Raw genomic sequence first — 22,143 nt, forward strand, 5'->3', positions numbered from 1 at the left:
TTTTCATGGATTCGTCATCACAATTACTGACGCTCGGCAATCGCCGACAGTACAGGTACCATATCTTTCAGTAGTTCTTCTTCCACCGGCTTGCCGGCTGAATTGGTCACGTTGATCGAGGTACGGTTACCTAGATCACCTAACAAGAAGGTGTAAGTTCCACTTTTTAGCGAGATAGGTTTCACGCCAATGTCTTGCCAAAAGGCGTCATCTGGCGCGGAGTATTTCGCTTTTATTGTACCTTGAGATTGGTTGCGCTCTTCGAGCGTAAAACCGATCTGCGGCATAAGATTAGGCAAACGTTGCCACAGAACATCGTAAGAGGTACGAGCAATAATTACAGGGAAACCACTACGGTCACTGCCCATCGTAATGGGGATCTGTTTAACCAACTGTTGAGCTTTACGTGCTGCTTCTTGACGTAGATCGGTATCGTAACGAGCCGTGACCAAATTGGTCATGAACGCATTATAACGCTCTTTATTGGTGGCACTCACTGTCATCTCTTTGCCACCTTCACGCCAACCAGTCAATGAAATCTTAAAGCCAAAACGATTATTCGCCATCACCCGTGAGATTTGGTAGCGGCTACCAATCTCAACTTCTTCATCTTCGGAAATCCAAGTCACCCAATCAGTATCAATCTGGTTTTCACTTTGTGCAGCGATACCAATGTTTCGCTCTTTAAGCATGGCTAAAGCGGTTTGCCACACCTTATCGGCTTCATCTTGCTTGATCATCCATAATGTCACTTCGCCATTTTGGCGCTCGGCACGCGCACCTGGGATCAATTCTAAGACTTGTTGAGGAGGACGAATATCCACAGTACGGCCAATGCCACCTTGGAAGTCACCTTCAGGGATCTGGTAATTAGGGTAAAACTGCGGAGTGGCTCCTTCAGGAAGTTGCCACTCTTTTAGAGCCGGGGTTTCTAAATAAGCAAAATCATCTTTTGCTTGGCGACGCTGAGAAGCGTTACCAGCACATGCGCTTAAAACAAAAACAGCTAGTGAACTGATAACTAGCTGATGAGTAAATTTCATTCAAACTCCTAGACTGCCGAGGAAAAAGCCTCGGCACAATATTGAATCGATTTAGAAGATACAAGCTTCGGTCATGGCTTGGGCAACCGTTGAACGTACAGGTTCAGACAGTTCAGTCAAAGGTAGACGTAGATCACCATTTGTAATCAATCCCATTTTGTGAGCAGCCCATTTCACTGGGATCGGGCTCGACTCAACAAATAGACCTTTATGCAAAGGCATTAAACGTTGATTAATAAGCTCAGCCTCGTCGAATCGGCCTTCTAATGCTAAGTGCATCATCTGCGCCATATCTTTAGCGGCAATATTATTCGTCACCGAAATAACACCTTGTCCACCTAATTTAACAAACTCCAAACCCGTCGCGTCATCGCCACTTAATAAAATAAAGTCTTTTCCACAAAGCTCACGATGAAGAGCCACTCGGCTCAAATCACCCGTTGCATCTTTCAAAGCGACGATCGTTTTAATTTCAGCAAGGCGAGCGACGGTTTCAGGACGCAAATCTACCGCTGTACGGCCTGGTACATTATAGAGAATCTGAGGGATATCAGTCTCTTGAGAAATTGCTTTGTAGTGTTGAAATAAACCTTCTTGGGTTGGTTTATTGTAATAAGGAGTCACACTTAAACAGCCAGCAATACCTGTGTTATTTAATAAACGGCTAAACGTTACCGCCTCATGAGTAGCATTCGCACCCGTTCCCGCAATCACAGGAATACGTCCTTCGGCAAACTCGACGGTTTTTGCGACAACTTTGACATGCTCTTCAACGGTTAGCGTGGCAGATTCACCCGTTGTTCCGACGGCAACAATGGCGTCAGTTCCGGCTGTCACGTGAAAGTCCACCAGCTTCTTCAAACTAACAAAATCAACCTCACCATCATGATTAAACGGTGTAATGAGCGCTACGATACTTCCTGAAAACATGTCCATCTCCCTAATTTGTTACTTTCTGCATGGTACTGTAAGGCGATTGAAAAACACAAGGGATTAAATTCGCTTAATCAGCCCATTTGGATGAATATTTATCAGATGTTAGAGGTTTAACAAACAACATCAATTAAGGGCAAACTTTATAGCGGATCTGAATATGTCGATGTCAACAACACGTTATTTTCAAGACGGAGTTCTTAAAAAGCTATTCCACCACCGTTCCTCTATAATTTAACTGTGATAACATGCCCAAAACGATAAAAGTGAAGCGATATTATGACTCAGCATCTAGTGATCACTGCTGTAGGGACAGACCGCCCTGGTATCTGTAATGAAGTGGTACGTTTAGTTACGCAATCAGGCTGCAATATCATCGATAGCCGAATTGCTTTGTTTGGCAAAGAGTTCACGCTCATCATGCTGGTCTCTGGCAATACAAACCACATCACCCGAGTAGAGACAACCTTACCTTTATTAGGCCAACAACATGATCTCATCACCATCATGAAACGTACATCACCGCATGATTATCAAGATAATGCCTATACGGTTGAAGTGTTTGTTGAGTCTGAAGACAAAATTGGCCTAACAGAGAAATTCACTCAATTTTTTGCCAATCGTAATATTGGTATGGCTTCACTGAGTGCGCAGACGATTCATAAATCGAAGTTACATCTTGATCACGACCAATTTCATATTGCCATTACCGCCAGTGTCGATTCAGGGTGTAACTTAATGCAACTACAAGAAGAATTTGACAGTTTATGCAAGACACTGGATGTACAAGGTTCGCTCAACTTTATAAAAAACAGTCAATAAAAAAGGAAGAATAATGAAAACGCTTACTGCAGGCACGCCAGCACCTGCTTTTTCACTTTTAGATCAAGATGGAAATACCGTTTCCCTTGCTGATTTCTCAGGGAAAAAGGTGTTGTTCTACTTTTACCCTAAAGCCATGACACCAGGTTGTACTGTTCAGGCTCAAGGCCTTCGAGATGTAAAAGCGGAACTCGATGCTCACAACGTAGTGGTACTCGGAGTCAGCACCGATCCCGTGAAGCGTTTAGGTAAGTTCATTGAACGTGATCACTTAAACTTCACTTTATTATCCGATGAAGACCACGTGGTTGCTGAGCAGTTCGGCGTATGGGGTGAGAAGAAGTTCATGGGCAAAGTTTATGATGGTCTACACCGGATTAGCTTTTTAATTAACGAGCAAGGTATCATTGAACAGGTTTTTGATAAATTCAAAACCAAAGATCACCATGAAGTGGTACTTGATTATCTAAACGCCCAATAATCAAAACTCGACTGAAATAAAAAATGCCAGTTCTTAATACTGGCATTTTTGTAACGCGACTAATCAAAAGTTGATGTGTAATTACACAATGAACTTATTGAGCAGGGCATCTTGCTCACGAACGTTTTCCGTTTGAACCTGCATTGCGATATTGGCTTCTTCAGCAGATTGTGCCACTTGCGTCGACAAATCTTTAATCTTCACTGTATTGGTGTTGATCTCTTCAGCCACAAGGCTTTGCTCTTCTGCCGCAGATGCAATTTGGATATTCATGTCCGAAATCACTTGTATCGCATCACGAATACGGTTCAGTGCCGAATTTGCCGTTTTCGCTTTATTTACCGCATCAACAGCCGTCGTTTTACTTTCATTCATAGCTGAAGAGACGGAACTCGCTCCTGCTTGTAATTGCTCAATCATACTGCGAATTTCGGTAGTCGATTGCTGAGTGCGCTGAGCTAGTGTACGCACTTCATCAGCAACAACGGCAAAACCACGGCCAGATTCACCCGCTCGAGCCGCTTCAATCGCCGCGTTTAAGGCAAGCAAGTTAGTTTGATCAGCAATGTCATTAATCACTTTCAAAATAGTTTCAATATTTGCCGTCGCGGACTCTAGGCCTTTCACCTCTTCCACCGCTTGGTCAATGCGGGCCGATAAATTGTCGATCGACAATGTCGTTTCACTGACCACACTGGAACCATCTTGCGTTGCTTCATCGGCTTCTTTCGCCGCTGCTGCTGCACCTTGCGCATTATTGGCAACTTCTGTCGATGTCACTGCCATTTCGTGCATTGCAGTGGCTAGTTGCTCTAACTCTTGTAACTGGGTGCGCATCGCTTCTGCTGACTCATGAGCACCTTGCACCGTGAGCTCTGTGCCACGCATGATCTCTTCACCAATCGCTTTTGATTGCGTGATCTGCTTTTGCAGCGTCTCAGTAAAGGTATTAAACCCTGATGCGAGTTGAGCAAACTCTTGGTCCGTATTGGTATCCAAGCGTTTAGTTAAATCCCCCTGCCCTGAGGCGACATCTTGAATCGCTTCATTGAGCACACCTAATGGACGCATTAACACTTTAATCAGTAGCGTCAAGCCAATCACACTCAACACAAGCCCAATTAACGTATAGATAATAGAGCTATTGCGTAATACGCCAATCGCATTGAAGGCGATGGATTCATCAACAATCGCACCGATGTACCAGTTCTCACTTGGAATATGAGTGAAGCTGACGAGATAACGGGTACCATCAATTTCAATCTGTTGGTCCCCCTCTTTCAGAGTCACTTGTGGTAAATAAGTCGATAACTTCTCACCATTATTTTTGGTATCAGGGTGGGCAATCGTCGCTCCGTCACCTGAAACAATAAAGAGGTAACCCGCATCGAATAAATTAATAGAGTTCACCAATTCAGCTAAACCCGTCAATTCCATATCGTAGAACATGGCACCAGAGAATCGACCTTGATCGTAAATAGGCGTACCAATAGAAATGATCACATTTTTGGTAGAAATATCGACATACGGCGCTGTAACGATAAGTTTTTTCGATGCTTTAGCATCCACAAACCAAGGGCGCTTGCGAGGATCGTAATCAGCGCTTGGCTCCCAACCGTCATCATTCTCCACCACTTTACCATCGGATTCATACCCTAACCCTATGGCTAAAAAGCTTTTTTTCAACTTCGGTTTTTCAAGAATGTTTTTAACGTAATCCCGGTTGAGCGGATCAAGCTCAATCACCTCAGTCATTGACTGAGCTAAGGATTTTTTGCTTTCCATTTCAGAAACAATGGTGTTTTTAACCCCTGCTTCCATTTCATTCAGACTTTTTGTAACTAGGGATTCTATTTCCGAGCGAACAATGCTCAGTTGCTGAATGGAAATAAGCGAGACGGTAACAAGCAGAAGTGCAGAAGAAGCTGCAACTATTTTTTGGCTAAACTTCATAAGTATCCCTCATTGATGCCAAATTAATTATCATTTTTGTGGTTATAGTTAGTTATCGCCAAGTTACAAAAAATCTATAGCTTTTTTACACATCCACTTAGTTCAGTCTAATCAATATTTACTATTTGGCAAAAAAAAAGCCCAAAACGATTACGGTTTAGGCTTCCTTAGAGATTCTGTTTACTCTCTATTTTTTATTTATAATTCAGTGATTTTAGGGTGATTCAGCCTCAACAACAGGTTCATCAGTGCTGGGCAAAGCATGCCATACTGCTTTTACTAGAGTGGCAAGAGGAATTGCAAAAAATACGCCCCAAAACCCCCATAGCCCACCAAAGACTAACACCGCGACAATGATAGCAACGGGATGTAGATTAACGGCTTCAGAAAATAGAACGGGAACCAATACGTTGCCATCCAAAGCTTGGATGATGCCATAAGCAATTAATAATGTGTAAAACGGCGGAGTCATGCCCCATTGGAAGAGACCAACGATGGCAACTGGCACCGTCACAGCGGCCGCGCCAATATAAGGGATCAAAACCGATAGACCCACAGCCACAGCAAGCAACACCGAATAACGTAAATCAAGAATGGCGAAAGTGACGTAACTGATACTACCAACAATCAGTATTTCTAACACTTTTCCACGGATGTAGTTTGAGATTTGTTGGTTCATCTCTTGCCATACTTTAGCCGCGAGTTTACGGTTGCGTGGCAATAACCCACTGGTCATTCGCAGCATTTCATTCTTATCTTTCAATAAAAAGAAGACCAGCAACGGCACTAGAATGAGATAGACACCCAAGGTGGCCAAACTCACAAGAGAAGCAAGTGACCCTTTAACGACACTTTCCCCCATACCTAAAGCCTGGTTCTTCGCATTGCTTATCACCGACTCAACAATCTGTAAGTTATCGAGTTCAGGGTAACGTTCAGGAATACTCAAAATGAAGCTTTGCAACCCTGCATACATGTTAGGAATGTCATTGATTAAATTACCAACCTGTTTCCAAATGGTTGGTACTAAACCAAAGATAGCCAGCAGCATCAAACCGACAAATAGCAAAATCACCAAAATTACGGAAACGGACCTAGGAAGCCCAAAACGGCGCAATTGCATTACTGGCCACTCAAGTAAATACGCCAGCACAATGGCCACAAGCAGCGGCGCAATCAAATGGCCGAAGAAATATATCGTTACAAAACCAAAAAACAGAATAGCAACCAGACTAACGGCATGAGGATCAGAAAAGCGTCTTTGATACCAACGAGTTACCATTTCAAACATTTAATCGAGTTCCTTAATTACTTTTAGCCAAAAATAGCCGGGTGACGTGTTCCACTGGCAACGAAAGCCATGAGCAGACAAATATTTTTCTATATCCTGTCCTGAGCTGACGTCGTTAAGCCAAATGTCTAATACCTCACCCAAAACCAATTGAACAGTGTGACGCTTCGCAAGTAATAAAGCCATCGGACAACGCTGCTGGCGTAAATCCAGAATATTTGGTTCCATTCTTCTGCTCAATGCTTAATATAGGCCTGCCATTGTATCGAGTTTTGACTGGCATGCCAGTGTTTATCGATACTCAAACACCGGCTGGCTTACTCTTCTCTCTCTACAATTTTTGGCCGTTATTTTGAGTTGGAAACCAATTCACACATTCAATGTCATACAGACAAGAAGATCACGGAATATCACTGACAAATATGAAGTTTAAACGCGCTCGATCCTTACTTTGCCTCTGTATTACTGTGGCGATAAACGCCCCTTCCTTGAGCTATGCCGACACCATCGAGCTACCGGACATTGGGACAGTAGCAGGTTCGACCTTGACGATTGATCAAGAGCTTATTTATGGTGATGCTTATATGCGCATGCTGCGTAACAGCCAGCCTATCGTCAATGATCCGGTGATCAACGAGTACATCGATAGCCTAGGGCATAAATTGGTTGCCAATGCCAACGATGTAAAAACGCCGTTCACCTTTTTTATGATCCGCGATCGCAATATCAATGCGTTTGCCTTCTTTGGCGGTTATGTTGCGTTGCACTCTGGGCTGTTTTTGCATGCACAAACAGAAAGCGAACTCGCTTCGGTTCTTTCGCACGAAATTGCCCACGTCACGCAGCGCCATTTAGCACGCAGTATGGAAGACCAAGCCAGACGCTCACCAGCAACAATCGCCGCATTGGCAGGCTCTTTGTTACTGGCCATTGCGGCACCTGAAGTGGGCATTGCCGCCATTACCGCCACCACCGCAGGCAGTATGCAAAGCCAAATAAACTATACGCGCAGTAATGAAAAAGAGGCTGACCGATTTGGTATTGCAACGCTAGCCAAAGCGGGGTTTGATGCCCAAGCCATGCCAAGGTTTTTTGGCCGCCTCGCTGATGAATATCGTTACGCTAGTAAACCGCCACCGATGTTACTAACCCATCCGCTGCCAGAAGATCGTATTACCGACAGCCGTGAGCGCGCCCAACACTACCCGCCTATGCGCCTTCAACCTTCGTTGGATTACCATTTAGCACGCTCGCGAATTGTTGCTCGCTATGCTGGGATTGATAATGAAGCCGCTCTTGATTGGTTTAAGCGTGCGGAGAAAAAAGAGAGTGCGACTCTCGCGCCAGCCTTCCAATATGGCAGAGCCTTGGTTTATCTCGATAGCAAGCAATTTGATAAATCAGAGGCGATTTTATCAAAGCTGGTTGCACAAGACCCAACAAACAATTTCTATCTTGATGCGATGGCCGATCTCGATATCGCTCTAAATCAAGCGGCCAAAGCCCAAACCTTGCTCGAGAAGGCGCTTAAACAGAAACCGAACAATCCAACCTTAACAATTAACTACGCCAACAGCTTATTAAAACAAGATAAATTGTCTGATGCCATTCGGGTATTGCAGCGCTACACCCATGACAACCCTAATGATACCAACGGCTGGCATTTGCTATCAGAAGCGAATATCGGCATTGGCAATAGCCAAGAAGATCTTGCTGCGCGGGCGGAGCTTCTAGCGCTCAAAGCCAATTGGAATAAAGCAATTCAATATTACACTCAAGCAAGTCAACTCGCCGAACTTGGCAGCTTAGAACAAGCTCGCTACGATGCACGCATTGACCAATTGATGGTGCAACGAGACCGATTCTTATCACTCCAATAATCACAATACAACGAGGAGAAGTTATGTCAGTCGTGATTTATCACAACCCTAAATGCTCAAAAAGTCGTGAAACTCTGGCACTGCTGGAAGACCGCCAGTTAAAGCCACAGATCATCAAATATTTAGACCAAGCGCCAACCATCGAACAGTTGAAAACCTTGTACGCTCAACTCGGGCTACAACAGGTTCGTGATATGATGCGCACCAAAGAAGATCTCTATAAAGAACTTGGCCTAAGTGATGATGCACTTACTGATGATCAACTATTTTCAGCCATGGCCGCGCACCCTAAGTTGATTGAGCGTCCCATTGTTGTCGCCAATGGTAAAGCGCGCCACGGCCGTCCACCAGAGCAAGTACTTGAGATTTTATGAGTATTAAAGTCGTCGTACTTTATTACAGCAGGCACGGTTCAACGCAAGCACTGGCAAGGCAAATCGCACGCGGAATTGAAGCACAAGGCGCGACAGCGCTCTTACGCACCGTTCCGGCGCTAGACAATCATGCAGAGCAAACGACCGATCCCTACCTGACTCTGGATGAGTTAAAGCAATGTGATGGTTTGGCTTTTGGCAGCCCAGTCTGGTTTGGCAATATGGCCGCGCCACTGAAGCATTTTTGGGACCAAACGACCCCTTTATGGATTAGCGGCGCATTAATTGATAAACCCGCTTGCGTGTTTACTTCTTCATCCTCTTTGCATGGCGGCCAAGAGAGTACGCAACAGAGTATGATGCTGCCACTGATGCATCATGGCATGTTAATCGTTGGCATCCCTTATTCAGAGCCTGCACTGCATACCACAACCTCTGGAGGCACGCCATATGGTGCAAGCCATGTCGCAACACACTCGCCACAACTCACTACGCACGAAAGTGAACTGGCTAAAAATTTAGGAAAACGGCTGGCAATGCTAGCCAGCCGATTAAAGGACAGATTATGACGGCAGAAATGATGCCAAGCACCAAGCAGTACCGATGGCTAGCTTTACTGAGTAACTTATCCCTAATTATATGGGTGGTTTTATGGCAATTCTCGCTCTCTCCTCACCCTCATCTTAATCATGTTGCATTGGCCATTGCATGGGTTATCCCACTGCTTTTACCATTACCGGGAATTTTGGCCGGAAAACCCTACACTCACGCCTGGGCCAACTTTGTTTTAATGCTCTACTTTCTACACGCATTGACGCTGATTTATGTTGATGGAGGGGAGCGCTGGTTAGCGGTAGTGGAACTGCTACTTACATTTGCCGCTTTTGTCGGTAATACCTTGTATGCTCGCCATCGCGGTAAAGAGCTCGGACTGAAACTCAAGCGTCTATCTGAAGTCGAAAAGCAAGAGAAAGCCAATTTTACCCACGATAATCAACCATAGAGTCAATCCATGACAGGATTGCCTATTCTTCTCATACAAAAAGAGCCCTGATGGGCTCTTTTTGATTATCTCAGTATTTGTTCAAGGGGTGACTGAGTACTTTACGCTTGCCACTCAAAAGAGAGCACTCGCTTCACTGGTTCAGTGATGGCCTGAGATAATGACGGTTCAGGTGTGACTTGCAAAGAGCCTGACTCCACAGCAGAATCATCAACCTCTGCTGCTGGGGTAAGCTGTGTTGGCACACTCTCTGGCTGTGGGTCGTCAATTTTAGCGACTTTGCCCATGCGTAGCACTTCTTGCTCAAACTCAGACTCTGAAGCCAACAAATGCACTTCGAAAGTAATTTCCTCACCTTGAATCTTGAGAATGTCCAAAGAAGCAACAGAGCTTAAGCGCTTCAACTTATTCTCCAAGGTAAAGAAATCCATTGCATCATCAATCGGGCTAAAACGAGCAAGCAGCGAAGAAGAGGATTCACTGGCCACGATAACCGAGCTCTTTCTTGCATAGTAATCACTCAATTGATCGACCATTTGTTCAATGGCATCATCACCAGACGCTTGACCAGACAGTGGCGCTTTCGTGGCTTGTGCCATTTGAGCGGCGGGTTGATCATACAGACTCCAACGCACACCATTACTTTGCACTCTAACCACCAATACAGCATCGGTTGGATAACGTTGGCTAGCCATACTGATAGGCTGCACGAAACCGCCCCACAAATCCGAGACTTCCACACCGGTAATATCATCAAAATCACCCACAGGCACTGTGATAGGCAAACCGCGAGTTTGAGTCGCGCCTTTAAGCTGTTTTAACGTACTCGTGTCAGAATGCTCCCAAGCGATACTGCGGTCATAACCTGACTCTTCAATCAACCAGACTAAAACATTAGCTCGGTTTTCAGGCCAAAATGGTAATTGAGCTTGAGTTAATAATGTGCGGATATGCGGTGCGCTAAACCCCATGACAATCGAAGATTGCGCCCCATTTTGACCATAACTGATTTGCGCTAAATATTGCGAATTCTGCCTTAAGGCTTTTTTAATCACCTCATTGTTCACCGCATTCCTATCACCCGAAGCTCGAACAATCACTTCGCTCATCCCTTTGATACGAGCATTCGCGTCGGCATTGTCTTGCTGTTGATCAATCACGACTTCGGTATGGTATAAGTCGACCTTGGTTAAGGCATAAGCAGGGAGAGTGAGTAAGCTCATCACCAACATAGCTAAATAGCGCATACTGTTCCTATGATCTGTTTTGTGAACGTCGATGATAAGCAACTATCCGGTCCGCGGCAAGGAATCCACGGCAGAGTTCGGTGATAATTTCATCAACATTTGTGACTTTATTTGATCTAGTTTCAATGGCAATCGTTTGCAAAAGTGATAGAATCCCGCGAATTTTTATTTTGCTTCAGGGAAATCATGATGAAAAATGCCATCCAAGGCGCACAGATGCTCTTCGTCGCATTTGGTGCGCTGGTTCTTGTCCCACTGTTAACTGGGCTTGATCCTAACGTTGCACTATTTGGCGCCGGTGTCGGTACCCTTTTATTCCAACTTATTACTCGCCGCTCAGTCCCCATCTTTCTTGCTTCTTCTTTTGCCTTTATTGCACCGATTATGTTTGGCATCCAAACTTGGGGCGTTGCCTCGACGATGGGCGGTTTAGTGGCCGCTGGTTTTGTCTACATACTACTGGGAGCGATCATCAAAGTCCGTGGCGTAGAAATCATCCACAAAATTTTACCTCCTGTAGTCGTTGGCCCGGTGATCATGGTGATTGGCTTAGGCCTTGCGCCTGTTGCTGTAAACATGGCGCTAGGTAAAACTGGAGATGGTTCGGTACAACTGATTAGCTCAGATGTAGCGATGTGGATCTCTTGCGTTTCACTGTTAACCACCATCACGATTAGCGTTTTTGCCAAAGGTTTTCTCAAACTGTTGCCGATCTGCGGCGGTATTTTTGCAGGCTATCTTTTGGGCCTCTATTTTGGTGTAGTGGATTTTACTCCTGTTACGCAAGCGGCTTGGCTGTCAATGCCGAACTTCACTTTCCCTGAGTTCAACATCAACGCGATCTTGTTCATGATCCCGGTTGCAATTGCTCCGGCAGTCGAACACGTGGGCGATATGCTCGCGATCTCAAACGTCACTGGAAAAGATTACATCAAGAAACCTGGGCTACATCGCACCATTGCGGGTGACGGTGTTGCCACCATCGCAGCCTCGATGCTGGGTGCGCCACCAAACACTACGTACAGCGAAGTGACGGGTGCCGTAATGCTGACGAAAGCCTTTAATCCAGTAATCATGACTTGGGCTGCGATCACCGCGATTGTATTAGCATTGGTTGGTAAGCTGGGCGCGCTACTACAAACCATTCCAATTCCCGTAATGGGCGGCATTATGATTTTGCTGTTCGGTTCAATTGCAACGGTTGGCCTAAACACACTGATTAAAAATTATGTCGATCTTCACAAGTCTCGTAACTTAGTGATTGTGGCAGTGACATTAGTGTTTGGTATCGGCGGCATGGCCTTTGGTATCGGAGAGTTTAGCCTACAAGGTGTCAGCTTATGCGGTATCGTAGCCATTATTCTAAACTTGATCCTTCCTAATGACTTAGGAGAAAACCATGTGGTGGATAACGCCCAGATGGAAGAAGAGATCAAACTGAAGAACTAATTTTGCCAGTCAATCCGGCCTCAATCGAGGCCGGATTTTCATTCTCTATTCTTGACACAATTCAACAAACTCACCTCGCGTTAATAACGCAAGATCGCTCGGTGCCAATTCAATCTCTAAACCGCGCTTACCTGCACTGACACAGATGGTCGATTGATCTTCTGCGCTGAGATGAATGAAGGTCGGTAGTGCTTTTTTCTGCCCAAGTGGGCTAATGCCGCCGACCACATAACCCGTGGTTTTTTGCGCTATGTCTGGATTAGCCATTTCCGCTTTTTTCGACTTAGCCGCTTTGGCCGCACGCTTTAAGTTTAATTTTTGATCAACAGGAATAATCGCGACAGCGAGATTTTTCGGCTCGCCATTTAAGCAAAACAGCAGTGTTTTAAACACTTTTTTCGGATCTTGTCCCAAAACCTCAGCCGCTTCTAAACCATAACTGCTGTGATTAGGATCATGTTGATATTGATGGAGAGTATGAGGAATTTTTTTCTTTTTCGCCAAATCAATCGCAGGTGTCATCGTGCTTATCTCAAAGTAACCGTTAGTGCCAATAAAAAAGCGATGCCTAAGCACCGCCTTTAGTTAAAATGATTGCTCACAATGAGTCAAACTCTTTATCGCGCTATCACTTATAGACAATTTCGCCCGCTGGCGCATATTGGTTCACATCAATTGGACTGTGTGCTTCGAGGTAATCTTTCAATACTTCCGCGTCCACAAACCCCGTATTCACATAACCTGGATGATCGGAGATTTTTGGATAACCATCACCACCTGCTGCATTGTAGCTAGGCACGGTGAAGCGATACGTTTCATCCAAACGGAGCTGCTTATCACCAATAAAGACGTTCGATACCTTACCATTGGCCACTGTCATCGAAATCCCCGCGAATTGTACATAAGCGCCAGAATCAACAGGTTTGGTCGCCACTTCATTGAGGTAATCCAACACTTCAGCCCCGGTCATATCGGTATAAGTGAGAATATTGGCAAAAGGTTGTACTTTGAGCACATCTTTATAAGTGATTTTTCCTGCATCAATCGAATCACGCACGCCACCAGAATTCATTACCGCAAAGTCGGCTTTTGCGCGTTCCATATGAGAAAGTGCAATCAAACGACCTAAATTGGTTTGTTGGAAACGCACAACGTTGCGATCCCCTTCTAACTTGCCATTACTTTGTGCAATGACCACATTCAGTTTCGCTTGGCCTTGTTCTTGATATGGACGCAAGAAGCTAAGCATTTCTGAATCTTCAGCGATTTGATCTTGAATCAGTACGCGCTTACTCTCGCCATTCACGTTCACTTTTTTCTTCAGGTTTACGGGGATCAGGTTGTAGCTCACCATGTTCAGTTCACCATTACGGAATTCATAATCCGCACGGCCAACATACTTACCCCATTCATGCGCTTGCACTATGTAAGTACCGTTTTGCATATCAGGCTTACATTCATCTCCCGGATGGAAGTTTTTCTTCACCACATTAGGGCCTTCCATGCAGACGGGCTCTTGAGAGTGGCCGCCGACGATCATATCGAGAGAACCTTCATCCAAGTATCGTGCAAGCGCAACATCACCCGGTGCATTCACACCACGTTGACCATTTTCATAATGGCCCATGTGGGTAACGGCAAAAATAAGGTCCGGCTTTTCCGTTTTCTCAATTTCTGCGATCAGTTTTTTCGCTTCTTCTTTTGGATCTCTAAACTCAATACCACCAATATATTCAGGGTTGCCGATTTTAGCGGTATCTTCAGTCGTTAAACCGATAACCGCTATTTTCACGCCCTGTTTATCAAACATTTGGTAGGCTTGGAATAGACGTTTTCCGGTCGCTTTATCGTAAATGTTGGCCGACAGCATTGGGAAATTCGCCCACTCTTTTTGCTTAAACAGCACCTCGAGCGGGTTATCGAATTCATGGTTACCTAACGCCATCGCATCATAACCAATCTTGCTCATGCCTTTAAAATCAGGCTCTGCATCTTGCAGATCAGATTCAGGAACTCCGGTATTAATATCGCCACCAGAAAGAAGCAGTACGCTGCCGCCTTCAGCTTCAATATCAGATCGAAGATCGTCGATCAGCGTTTTACGTGCCGCCATACCATACTCGCCATATTTGTTTTGCCAGAAACGACCGTGGTGGTCATTAGTGTGTAACACGGTGAGTTTATAAGTCGTATCTTCTTTCCACTCATGAGTGGGTTGAGTTGCGCAACCCATAAGAGCTGTAAGAATGGCCGCGCTGAGCGCTGTTTTTAGAATAAGACGTTGTTTCATTATCATACCTTTGAACTTGAAAAATCCACTGCTTGTGAGGGGGAGGCTATGGTCAACGTTGCAAACACAAAATCAAGCCATACCAATAAACTTGACCCAGTTTAAATTAACATCTCAAAGGTGACAGATTGATTTCATATTTATGTAGAATTGATCACTATAAAATCAATTCAAAAATGTAACGGTTGCCACAGGTTACACGTGAAATTTTAATGGATCACAGGCAATCGTTTTCTTTCCTAAACACGAAAAAATAAGGAAAAGTGAGCACTTAGACAAGATAAACAGGTTTGGGAAACATTCGATAAAATTTGACCACCTTACGGTGGCCAAATTATGAGTGGTAGATCCAACAAAAAATCAGCGGATATCGATATGAGCAAAGCTCTTGATCAAATCATCTAACGCTTTCATTTGTGCAAGGAAAGGTTCAAGTTTATCCAAAGGCAGTGCCGATGGACCATCGCAACGCGCTTTATCTGGGTTTGGATGCGCTTCAATAAAAAGGCCCGCAATCCCGGCAGCAAGACCTGATTTTGCTAACTCAACTGTCTGTTCACGACGCCCACCAGAAGCTGCGCCAGAAGGGTCGCGCATTTGCAGTGAATGGGTCACATCAAAAATAATTGGGCTGCCGTTTGATACTTTTTTCATCACACCAAAACCCAACATATCAACGACCAGATTATCATAGCCATGGCAAGCACCACGTTCACACAAAATCACTTTGTCGTTGCCGCACTCTGCAAATTTTTCCACGATATTGCCCACTTGGCCAGGGCTCATAAATTGTGGTTTTTTCACGTTGATCACTGCACCTGTTTTCGCCATCGCTTCGACAAGGTCAGTTTGACGAGCAAGAAACGCTGGCAGTTGAATCACATCAACCACCTCAGACACAGGCTGAGCTTGAGCTTCCGTGTGCACGTCAGTGATGATTTTGACGCCAAAGGTCTCTTTTAGCTCTTGGAAAATTTTCATCCCCTCTTCCAAGCCAGGGCCACGATAAGAGTGAACAGAGCTGCGGTTGGCTTTATCAAAAGAAGCTTTAAACACATAAGGGATACCGAGTTTATCGGTCACTTTCACGTAATGCTCACAGATTTGCATCGCTAAATCACGGGATTCAAGGACGTTCATTCCAGCAAACAGAGTAAACGGTTTGTCGTTAGCAACGGGAATATCACCCACGTGGACGATTTTTTGTTCCATTTTATTCTCTCTCATTTAGCGGTTAATGCAGCGTAATAGCTTCAAAGCTTAATGCATTAACTTGATTTTTTAATAACTCAGCCGCCGGATCATTCGGACAATGATCAATAAAGTATTGATAATCGGATAAGGCAATTTGGTGACAATCCAGTTGCTGATAGATAAAGCCGCGATCGCGGATCTCATACGGATCATCAGGAACAAAAGTCAGCGCTAAATCAGTACAACGCAGCGCTAAGGTATAACGCTCTTCTCTTAATAGTGCGCTCTTTAGTAGTGCCAGCCAACGACCGATCACCGTCGGATTATCTGTCACTTCCAAATGACTCGATTTCAGCTTAGACAAGACCCCTTTATGCCCAACTAACCACGCTTGCAGTATATGTAATGAGACGGTTTCACCAGTAAAAGGGTTAATATAAATCGGTGATTCATCGCACCAATGCAACTGCAATAAAAACTGTGTGGGAAAGGTAATACCTTGTAAAGGAAAGCCTAGCTTGCGCGCAAAATAGAGCAACAGCGCACCTAAACTGACGGGAATACCTTTGCGGTGCTGCAACACTTTATCGATGAAGGCATTACGTGAATCAAAATAAGCCTCTCTGTCACCGCGAAAACCCCATTGTTGGTAAAACAGACGCAACAACGCTTCGAAACGCTGTTTTTCATCCTGCTCATTAGCTAACTCGTGTTTTGCTTGTGTAAGTAAACGGGCCAACTCTTGGCGTGCCCATTCATCCTCAGTTTCAGGATTGATGGCCTTGTTTAAGATCAGCGCCCCTTCCACCAATTCCATTGCATCAAAATCTTCATCGAACCATTCAAACATAATGCCGCTCGGATGCTGTTAGCCTAAAAACATAGCCGTTTTTACGATGGCGATTTTTCCCGCCATAGCAAGCCAACCTAATGCGCCCAAAAAAGCAAAGGTACGCAACAGCTTATTCCGACCCAGTTTGAGCGCAAAGAAGCCCAGTGCAATGTACGCCATCACACAGGTCAGCTTCTCAGTTAACCAAGGTGCGGCTGGGGTAAATGGGATAAAACCAGACATCACAATCAACGCGATACCCGATAACAACAACAACGAATCGTTAATATGAGGAAAACGTTTCAAAAAAGGGTGTTGCAGCCATTTGGAATCCATCATCATCAAGGCATAACGTACCGACAACAATAGTGCACTGATCGCAATGGTCAGTAGATGAAAATGTTTTAATCCTTCGTACATGATGCTCTCTCTTCTGAGTGCGAATATTGACCCAGTGTCACCCGGTCATTACCCGCATAATCCTTTTCTGTCACTACGTGGTGATAGCCGAGTGACTCAAATAACGCTCTGACTGCCGCCCCTTGATCATAACCATGTTCAAACAGCAGCCAGCCTTGTTGCTGCAAATAGTGACGCGCATTCTCTGCAATGTGTTTAATGTCAGCCAAGCCTTTGTCTTTGGCCACCAGCGCACTTAAAGGCTCAAAACGTACATCCCCCTGCGTGAGATGGGGATCATTTTCTTCAATATACGGTGGATTGGAGACAATTAAAGCAAACTTTGTACCGAGCTTTAAAGGTTCAAACCAACTGCCTTGTAAAAATGTGACATTGGTAATAGTTAAACGCTGCGCGTTTTCCAACGCTAAAGCTTGCGCTTCTGGGCGTAAGTCGATACCAACCACATGACGTTCAGGTAGCTCGGACGCTAGCGCTAATGCGATTGCGCCAGTTCCTGTGCCTAAGTCCAAAATATCCCCTGGCGTCTGCTGGCTTTTTTCTAACGCAATTTCAACCAAGCGTTCAGTATCCGGCCGAGGAATTAATGTCGAAGGCGAAACTTTCAGTGGCAGCGACCAAAACTCACGTTCCCCGACCAAATAGGCCACAGGCTCCCCCGTCACTCGACGCGTAATCAACGAGCAAAATTGCCGCGACTGCGTTTCGCTTAAGGTCTTTTCAGGCCAAGTCAGCAGATAAGAACGTGGTTTATCCAGTACATGGCAAAGCAGCACCGCTGCATCCACAGAAGGCGAATCACTGCCGCCTTCTTGGAGTTGAGCAATCGCGGCTTTCAACGCATCATCAATACGAGATAACGTCATGGGATCAGTGTTGATCGGCAAGAGCGGCAAGTTGGTCTGCTTGATATTCTTGAATGATTGGATCAATCAAGCTTTGCAGATCCCCTTCCATCACTTCATTAAGACGATAGATGGTTAAGTTAATACGATGATCGGAAACGCGACCTTGCGGATAGTTGTAAGTACGAATACGGTCGCTACGATCACCAGAACCCAGTAGGTTACGACGAGTATCGGACACTTCGGCTGCGCGCTTCGCTTCTTCCGCTTGTGCAATACGAGCGGCCAATACGGCCATCGCTTTGGCTTTGTTTTTGTGCTGTGAACGCTCGTCCTGACACTCAACTACCGTGCCTGTTGGCAAGTGGGTAATACGGATCGCAGAGTCGGTGGTGTTTACGTGCTGACCACCCGCGCCCGATGAGCGGAAAGTATCAATTTTCAGATCGCTAGCTTTAATTTCTGGAATTTCTGCTTCAGGAATTTCGGGCATGATCGCGACGGTACAAGCGGAAGTATGCACACGACCTTGAGATTCCGTGGCCGGAACACGCTGTACGCGGTGACCGCCTGATTCAAACTTAAGCACACCGTAAGCGCCATCACCACTCACTTTAGCAATCACTTCTTTATAGCCGCCATGCTCAGCATAGCTAGCGGACATAATTTCGATACGCCAACTCATCTTCTCAGCATAACGGCTGTACATACGGAACAGATCGCCAGCAAAAATACCCGCCTCATCACCGCCCGCCCCTGCACGAATTTCTAAGAAGCAGTTGCGATCATCGTTCGGATCTTTTGGTAGCAGCAGAATTTGCAATTCATCAGTGAGACGTTCGATCGTCGCTTTGGCTATTTTGATTTCCTCTTGAGCCATCTCACGCATCTCGGCGTCTTCTTCTTTGGTCATCTCTTCCGCGGCAACCAAATCCTCTTGCGCTTGTTGGTAAGCTTGGAAGCATTTGGTTACTTCCTCAAGCTGAGAGTACTCTTTTGACAAAGTACGGAATTTGTTTTGATCACTAATTACGGTAGGCTCGCCAAGCAGGCGCTGAACCTCTTCGTAACGCTCAACAAGGGATTCAAGCTTAACTAAAATCGACGCTTTCATAGTTTCTTCTTTAATTCGGAGTGACGGATATTATCGAGGGTCGTCAAGACCCAAACTTTGTCTAATCACGGCCAATTTAGCCGGTTCACCTAACTCGGCAGCGCTTTGCAATGCTCGGGTTGGTGTGTGGATCAATCGATTGGTGAGTTTGTTACTTAACTCAAGTAACACTTTTTCAGGATCGCCCCCTGCAGCCAGTGCCTGCAAGCTTTTGCTGAGCAATTCTTGACGAATTTCGTTGGCCGATTGACGGTATTCTCGGATGCTGTCTACCGCTTGCAAGGAGCGCATCCAGCTCATAAAGGCTGCGCTCTCTTCACTGACAATCGCTTCAGCTTGAATGGCTTCAACTTTACGCTGTTCCATATTGCTGTCTACAATCGACTGAAGATCATCAACCGTATACAGATAGGCATCGTTTAAATCCCCGACCTGCGATTCAATATCACGAGGCACGGCAATATCAATCAATAACATGGGTTGATGGCGACGCACTTTAATCGCACTTTCTACCATCCCTTTGCCAATAATCGGCAGTGGGCTGGCGGTTGAACTGATGACGATATCCGCGTGGGCGAGATAGTCAGGGATCTCATTGAGTGCAATCACTTCAGCATCAAACTGCTGTGCAAGCCCCATCGCTCGCTCGCGGGTTCGGTTGGCAACTATCATGCGTTTACATCGATGGCTGGCTAAATGCTTCGCAACCAGTTCGATGGTTTCACCCGCTCCAACCAACATTACCGTTGAATCAGAGAGTGATTCAAAGATCTGCTTTGCCAACGTACAAGCAGCATAAGCTACAGATACCGCACTGCCGCCTATTTCGGTTTCGGTGCGCACACGTTTAGCTACCGAGAATGCTTTTTGAAACAGTTTTTCAATCGCTGAATCAGCCGCGTTATGCTCGCGAGCATCCGCATAGGCTTGTTTCACCTGCCCTAAAATTTGCGGCTCACCCAATACCAGTGAATCCAGACCACAAGCCACTCGCATCAAATGACGAATAGCGGCTTGTTCTTCGTGTACATACAAACTCGGTTTAAGATCTTCAGGATTCACATGATGGAACTGAGACAACCAATCGATTAACTTACTTTTGCTCGATGATTTTACATCACAATAAATTTCCGTGCGATTACAGGTAGAGACAATAACGCTACCTTGAACGCTGGAACTGGACGCAAGTTGTCGCAAGGCTTCTGATAATTTATCAGGACCAAACGCCACTTTCTCTCGCAGTTCTACCGACGCTGTATTGTGATTTATTCCAATAGCAAGCAAGGACATCTATAGAGGTTTCTCGGTTCAGGAAATGTAAATAGGAGCAGAATTTTACTTGATGCCCTGTTTTAATGAAAGGGCAACAGGGATTTGTTTTCCCGACTTCGTGATATCAATGATATAGTGAGGCGTTTTTACGGCCTTCACTGTGTAAATAATGGGCAGATATGACACGCGCAAATAGACTGATTTTAACTCTCCTCACTCTGCTAACACTCTTTGGTTGCACAAACTTACCCTCAACAAGGGTCGAGAGCGTCGGCTGGCAGCAACACCAACAGCAATTGCAAACGATCCGCGAGTACCAAGCCAGCGGAAAACTCGGCTATATATCACCACAACAGCGTCAATCCCTCAATTTTCATTGGCAAAAAAACGCCGACCATAGCCAGCTTCGTCTCTCAACATTTTTAGGGCAGACCGTTTTAAATCTCTCCATCTCGCCTCAGGGCGCCCAGGTCAAAACGTATGATGATCAAATTATCGATGCGCAGAATGCGGATGCTTTAGTTTACGAGTTAACTGGGTTATCGATCCCCATTGAGCAGCTACAAGATTGGCTGCTTGGGCTACCAACCGAGGCGGATGGTTTTCAATTGAATCAAAATAATTTGTTGGCATCGTTAGATAAACAGCTAGGGCTTAGCCGCTGGCACTTGGAATATTTGAACTACCAAGCTTATCCCTTCGTCTCAACATCCGCTTCTTCCACTTCAGTGCCACTTCCGGCCAAACTGAAGCTGACTCAAGATCAAGTTTCATTAAACCTCGTCATTTCAAAGTGGACCCTAACGCCATGATTTGTACCCCAACCCACTGGCCATCACCTGCTAAGCTCAACCTGTTTCTGTATATCACCGGGCAAAGAGCCGACGGGTATCATGAATTACAGACACTGTTTCAATTTCTCGATTTTGGTGATGAGTTAACCATTACCGCCAATCAGTCTGGCGAAATAACTCTCACACCAGCCATTGCTGGCGTTGCGCTACAAGACAACTTGATTTGGAAAGCGGCCATCGCCTTACAAAAGGCAAGTGGATGCCGCTATGGCGCGAGCATTGAATTAAATAAAGTTTTGCCAATGGGCGGTGGCATCGGTGGCGGCTCTTCCAATGCTGCAACCGTGCTTGTTGCGCTGAACTACTTATGGCAAACCAATCTAACACAGCAAGAACTCGCTACGCTCGGTTTAACACTCGGGGCGGATGTTCCCGTTTTTGTCCATGGCTTTGCCGCATTTGCTGAAGGCGTAGGTGAAAAACTGACCCAAACCGAACCAAAGCAAAAATGGTATTTGGTGGTTCGGCCTAATGTGAGCATTGCAACGAAAGATATTTTCACTCATCCCCAATTGATAAGGAACACGCCAAAACGAGCGCTAGCAACGCTTCTCGAACACCCTTACGAAAACGATTGCGAAAAAATTGTCCGAATGCTGTACCCAGAGGTTGATAAGCAACTTTCATGGCTGCTACAATACGCGCCGTCAAGATTGACTGGGACGGGATCTTGCGTTTTTGCCGAATTTTCTAGCAAAGTAGAAGCGGAAGCTGTCCTTGCCAAGCTCCCTGACACAGTCTTCGCGTTTGTCGCCTTAGGGTGTAACATTTCGCCACTGAAAAAGACTCTGGCTGAATACCAATTCGCCAACACCCGACCTATTTAAAAACTGGACGCAACCCTGA

General features: G+C 45.4%; 23 protein-coding genes. 9 read left to right on the forward strand and 14 right to left on the reverse strand.

Features of this window, described 5'->3' with window-relative positions; all coding sequences use genetic code 11:
* Positions 1 to 23: 23 nt before the first annotated feature.
* Both bamC and dapA read right to left on the reverse strand, forming a co-directional pair.
* Positions 24 to 1,043, reverse strand: coding sequence for an outer membrane protein assembly factor BamC (gene bamC / locus AACV12_RS04345; protein ID WP_094165199.1), 1,020 nt, complete (start codon positions 1,041 to 1,043; stop codon positions 24 to 26).
* A gap of 51 nt (positions 1,044 to 1,094) precedes the next feature.
* The gene (gene dapA / locus AACV12_RS04350) at positions 1,095 to 1,973 is read right to left on the reverse strand and encodes a 4-hydroxy-tetrahydrodipicolinate synthase (protein ID WP_026028067.1); all 879 of its coding nucleotides are present in this window, start codon (positions 1,971 to 1,973) and stop codon (positions 1,095 to 1,097) included.
* Positions 1,974 to 2,255: 282 nt separating this feature from the next.
* On the opposite strand from dapA, the gene AACV12_RS04355 reads away from it, so the two are divergent.
* Positions 2,256 to 2,798, forward strand: a complete 543-nt coding sequence (locus AACV12_RS04355) for a glycine cleavage system protein R (RefSeq protein WP_013856284.1) — start codon at positions 2,256 to 2,258, stop codon at positions 2,796 to 2,798.
* Positions 2,799 to 2,811: 13 nt separating this feature from the next.
* Positions 2,812 to 3,279, forward strand: coding sequence for a thioredoxin-dependent thiol peroxidase (gene bcp / locus AACV12_RS04360; protein ID WP_013856283.1), 468 nt, complete (start codon positions 2,812 to 2,814; stop codon positions 3,277 to 3,279).
* 81 nt (positions 3,280 to 3,360) lie between these two features.
* Here bcp and AACV12_RS04365 read toward each other — a convergent pair whose 3' ends face one another.
* From AACV12_RS04365 to AACV12_RS04375, 3 genes are all read right to left on the reverse strand, one after another.
* Positions 3,361 to 5,232, reverse strand: coding sequence for a methyl-accepting chemotaxis protein (locus tag AACV12_RS04365; RefSeq protein ID WP_017045754.1), 1,872 nt, complete (start codon positions 5,230 to 5,232; stop codon positions 3,361 to 3,363).
* A gap of 214 nt (positions 5,233 to 5,446) precedes the next feature.
* Entirely contained in the window at positions 5,447 to 6,523 is a 1,077-nt protein-coding gene (locus tag AACV12_RS04370; RefSeq protein ID WP_017042765.1) for an AI-2E family transporter, read from the reverse strand.
* Positions 6,524 to 6,751, reverse strand: a complete 228-nt coding sequence (locus AACV12_RS04375; protein ID WP_017042766.1) for a sulfurtransferase TusA family protein — start codon at positions 6,749 to 6,751, stop codon at positions 6,524 to 6,526.
* 194 nt (positions 6,752 to 6,945) lie between these two features.
* Here AACV12_RS04375 and AACV12_RS04380 point away from each other — a divergent pair, with 194 nt between their 5' ends.
* From AACV12_RS04380 to AACV12_RS04395, 4 genes are read left to right on the forward strand one after another with little or no spacing between them, the layout of a single operon-like run.
* The gene (locus tag AACV12_RS04380; RefSeq protein WP_026028068.1) at positions 6,946 to 8,403 is read left to right on the forward strand and encodes a beta-barrel assembly-enhancing protease; all 1,458 of its coding nucleotides are present in this window, start codon (positions 6,946 to 6,948) and stop codon (positions 8,401 to 8,403) included.
* Between the two features lie 23 nt (positions 8,404 to 8,426).
* Positions 8,427 to 8,777 carry an arsenate reductase (glutaredoxin) gene (gene arsC / locus AACV12_RS04385; RefSeq protein WP_017042768.1) on the forward strand — a complete coding sequence of 117 codons (351 nt, stop codon included), beginning with the start codon at positions 8,427 to 8,429 and terminating at the stop codon, positions 8,775 to 8,777.
* Positions 8,774 to 9,346 (forward strand): NAD(P)H:quinone oxidoreductase, encoded by a 573-nt coding sequence (gene wrbA / locus AACV12_RS04390; RefSeq protein ID WP_017042769.1) that lies wholly within the window; start codon positions 8,774 to 8,776, stop codon positions 9,344 to 9,346. The genes arsC and wrbA overlap by 4 nt, the downstream gene beginning before the upstream one ends.
* Before the next feature lie 8 nt (positions 9,347 to 9,354).
* Positions 9,355 to 9,780, forward strand: a complete 426-nt coding sequence (locus tag AACV12_RS04395) for a DUF2069 domain-containing protein (protein ID WP_026027302.1) — start codon at positions 9,355 to 9,357, stop codon at positions 9,778 to 9,780.
* 101 nt (positions 9,781 to 9,881) lie between these two features.
* On the opposite strand, the gene AACV12_RS04400 is transcribed toward AACV12_RS04395, so the two are convergent.
* Complete coding sequence (locus AACV12_RS04400) at positions 9,882 to 11,027, reverse strand: DUF2066 domain-containing protein (RefSeq protein WP_041769128.1); 1,146 nt, start codon at positions 11,025 to 11,027, stop codon at positions 9,882 to 9,884.
* A 189-nt stretch (positions 11,028 to 11,216) separates the two neighbouring features.
* Between AACV12_RS04400 and AACV12_RS04405 the strand changes: the two genes are divergently transcribed.
* Entirely contained in the window at positions 11,217 to 12,476 is a 1,260-nt protein-coding gene (locus tag AACV12_RS04405) for a uracil-xanthine permease family protein (protein ID WP_170900048.1), read from the forward strand.
* Positions 12,477 to 12,521: 45 nt separating this feature from the next.
* Here AACV12_RS04405 and ybaK read toward each other — a convergent pair whose 3' ends face one another.
* From ybaK to hemA, 8 genes are all read right to left on the reverse strand, one after another.
* Positions 12,522 to 12,998 (reverse strand): Cys-tRNA(Pro) deacylase, encoded by a 477-nt coding sequence (ybaK, locus tag AACV12_RS04410; protein ID WP_026027304.1) that lies wholly within the window; start codon positions 12,996 to 12,998, stop codon positions 12,522 to 12,524.
* Between the two features lie 106 nt (positions 12,999 to 13,104).
* Positions 13,105 to 14,766, reverse strand: a complete 1,662-nt coding sequence (ushA, locus tag AACV12_RS04415; protein ID WP_064625787.1) for a bifunctional UDP-sugar hydrolase/5'-nucleotidase UshA — start codon at positions 14,764 to 14,766, stop codon at positions 13,105 to 13,107.
* Positions 14,767 to 15,126: 360 nt separating this feature from the next.
* Entirely contained in the window at positions 15,127 to 15,978 is an 852-nt protein-coding gene (gene kdsA / locus AACV12_RS04420) for a 3-deoxy-8-phosphooctulonate synthase (RefSeq protein ID WP_026028071.1), read from the reverse strand.
* 22 nt (positions 15,979 to 16,000) lie between these two features.
* A complete protein-coding gene (locus AACV12_RS04425) occupies positions 16,001 to 16,810 on the reverse strand; it encodes a SirB1 family protein (protein WP_170899978.1) in 810 nt (269 codons plus the stop codon).
* 18 nt (positions 16,811 to 16,828) lie between these two features.
* Complete coding sequence (locus AACV12_RS04430; RefSeq protein WP_013856268.1) at positions 16,829 to 17,212, reverse strand: SirB2 family protein; 384 nt, start codon at positions 17,210 to 17,212, stop codon at positions 16,829 to 16,831.
* Positions 17,197 to 18,078 carry a peptide chain release factor N(5)-glutamine methyltransferase gene (gene prmC, locus AACV12_RS04435; RefSeq protein ID WP_017048838.1) on the reverse strand — a complete coding sequence of 294 codons (882 nt, stop codon included), beginning with the start codon at positions 18,076 to 18,078 and terminating at the stop codon, positions 17,197 to 17,199. The genes AACV12_RS04430 and prmC overlap by 16 nt, the downstream gene beginning before the upstream one ends.
* A gap of 4 nt (positions 18,079 to 18,082) precedes the next feature.
* Positions 18,083 to 19,171, reverse strand: coding sequence for a peptide chain release factor 1 (gene prfA, locus AACV12_RS04440; protein WP_013856266.1), 1,089 nt, complete (start codon positions 19,169 to 19,171; stop codon positions 18,083 to 18,085).
* Positions 19,172 to 19,201: 30 nt separating this feature from the next.
* Positions 19,202 to 20,461 carry a glutamyl-tRNA reductase gene (gene hemA, locus AACV12_RS04445; RefSeq protein WP_013856265.1) on the reverse strand — a complete coding sequence of 420 codons (1,260 nt, stop codon included), beginning with the start codon at positions 20,459 to 20,461 and terminating at the stop codon, positions 19,202 to 19,204.
* Between the two features lie 161 nt (positions 20,462 to 20,622).
* On the opposite strand from hemA, the gene lolB reads away from it, so the two are divergent.
* On the forward strand, positions 20,623 to 21,255 hold the full coding sequence (lolB, locus tag AACV12_RS04450) for a lipoprotein insertase outer membrane protein LolB (protein WP_017045762.1): 633 nt from the start codon (positions 20,623 to 20,625) through the stop codon (positions 21,253 to 21,255).
* On the forward strand, positions 21,252 to 22,124 hold the full coding sequence (gene ispE, locus AACV12_RS04455; protein WP_017045763.1) for a 4-(cytidine 5'-diphospho)-2-C-methyl-D-erythritol kinase: 873 nt from the start codon (positions 21,252 to 21,254) through the stop codon (positions 22,122 to 22,124). Before lolB ends, ispE begins: the two co-directional genes overlap by 4 nt.
* Positions 22,125 to 22,143: the final 19 nt, after the last annotated feature.

The sequence above is a fragment of the Vibrio sp. 2-2(8) genome (assembly GCF_963888495.1).
GTDB classification, from domain to species: domain Bacteria; phylum Pseudomonadota; class Gammaproteobacteria; order Enterobacterales; family Vibrionaceae; genus Vibrio; species Vibrio anguillarum.

Bases quoted from the DNA above. Each gene is read 5' to 3' on its own strand.
- AACV12_RS04425 (WP_170899978.1), bottom strand. From the start codon at position 16,810: ATGTTTGAATGGTTCGATGAAGATTTTGATGCAATGGAATTGGTGGAA.
- dapA (WP_026028067.1), bottom strand. From the start codon at position 1,973: ATGTTTTCAGGAAGTATCGTAGCGCTCATTACACCGTTTAATCATGAT.
- AACV12_RS04380 (WP_026028068.1), top strand. From the start codon at position 6,946: ATGAAGTTTAAACGCGCTCGATCCTTACTTTGCCTCTGTATTACTGTG.
- ybaK (WP_026027304.1), bottom strand. From the start codon at position 12,998: ATGACACCTGCGATTGATTTGGCGAAAAAGAAAAAAATTCCTCATACT.
- kdsA (WP_026028071.1), bottom strand. From the start codon at position 15,978: ATGGAACAAAAAATCGTCCACGTGGGTGATATTCCCGTTGCTAACGAC.
- arsC (WP_017042768.1), top strand. From the start codon at position 8,427: ATGTCAGTCGTGATTTATCACAACCCTAAATGCTCAAAAAGTCGTGAA.
- AACV12_RS04430 (WP_013856268.1), bottom strand. From the start codon at position 17,212: ATGTACGAAGGATTAAAACATTTTCATCTACTGACCATTGCGATCAGT.
- prmC (WP_017048838.1), bottom strand. From the start codon at position 18,078: ATGACGTTATCTCGTATTGATGATGCGTTGAAAGCCGCGATTGCTCAA.
- ispE (WP_017045763.1), top strand. From the start codon at position 21,252: ATGATTTGTACCCCAACCCACTGGCCATCACCTGCTAAGCTCAACCTG.
- AACV12_RS04400 (WP_041769128.1), bottom strand. From the start codon at position 11,027: ATGCGCTATTTAGCTATGTTGGTGATGAGCTTACTCACTCTCCCTGCT.
- hemA (WP_013856265.1), bottom strand. From the start codon at position 20,461: ATGTCCTTGCTTGCTATTGGAATAAATCACAATACAGCGTCGGTAGAA.
- bcp (WP_013856283.1), top strand. From the start codon at position 2,812: ATGAAAACGCTTACTGCAGGCACGCCAGCACCTGCTTTTTCACTTTTA.
- AACV12_RS04395 (WP_026027302.1), top strand. From the start codon at position 9,355: ATGATGCCAAGCACCAAGCAGTACCGATGGCTAGCTTTACTGAGTAAC.
- prfA (WP_013856266.1), bottom strand. From the start codon at position 19,171: ATGAAAGCGTCGATTTTAGTTAAGCTTGAATCCCTTGTTGAGCGTTAC.
- AACV12_RS04355 (WP_013856284.1), top strand. From the start codon at position 2,256: ATGACTCAGCATCTAGTGATCACTGCTGTAGGGACAGACCGCCCTGGT.
- AACV12_RS04405 (WP_170900048.1), top strand. From the start codon at position 11,217: ATGAAAAATGCCATCCAAGGCGCACAGATGCTCTTCGTCGCATTTGGT.
- lolB (WP_017045762.1), top strand. From the start codon at position 20,623: ATGACACGCGCAAATAGACTGATTTTAACTCTCCTCACTCTGCTAACA.
- AACV12_RS04370 (WP_017042765.1), bottom strand. From the start codon at position 6,523: ATGTTTGAAATGGTAACTCGTTGGTATCAAAGACGCTTTTCTGATCCT.
- ushA (WP_064625787.1), bottom strand. From the start codon at position 14,766: ATGAAACAACGTCTTATTCTAAAAACAGCGCTCAGCGCGGCCATTCTT.
- bamC (WP_094165199.1), bottom strand. From the start codon at position 1,043: ATGAAATTTACTCATCAGCTAGTTATCAGTTCACTAGCTGTTTTTGTT.
- AACV12_RS04365 (WP_017045754.1), bottom strand. From the start codon at position 5,232: ATGAAGTTTAGCCAAAAAATAGTTGCAGCTTCTTCTGCACTTCTGCTT.
- AACV12_RS04375 (WP_017042766.1), bottom strand. From the start codon at position 6,751: ATGGAACCAAATATTCTGGATTTACGCCAGCAGCGTTGTCCGATGGCT.
- wrbA (WP_017042769.1), top strand. From the start codon at position 8,774: ATGAGTATTAAAGTCGTCGTACTTTATTACAGCAGGCACGGTTCAACG.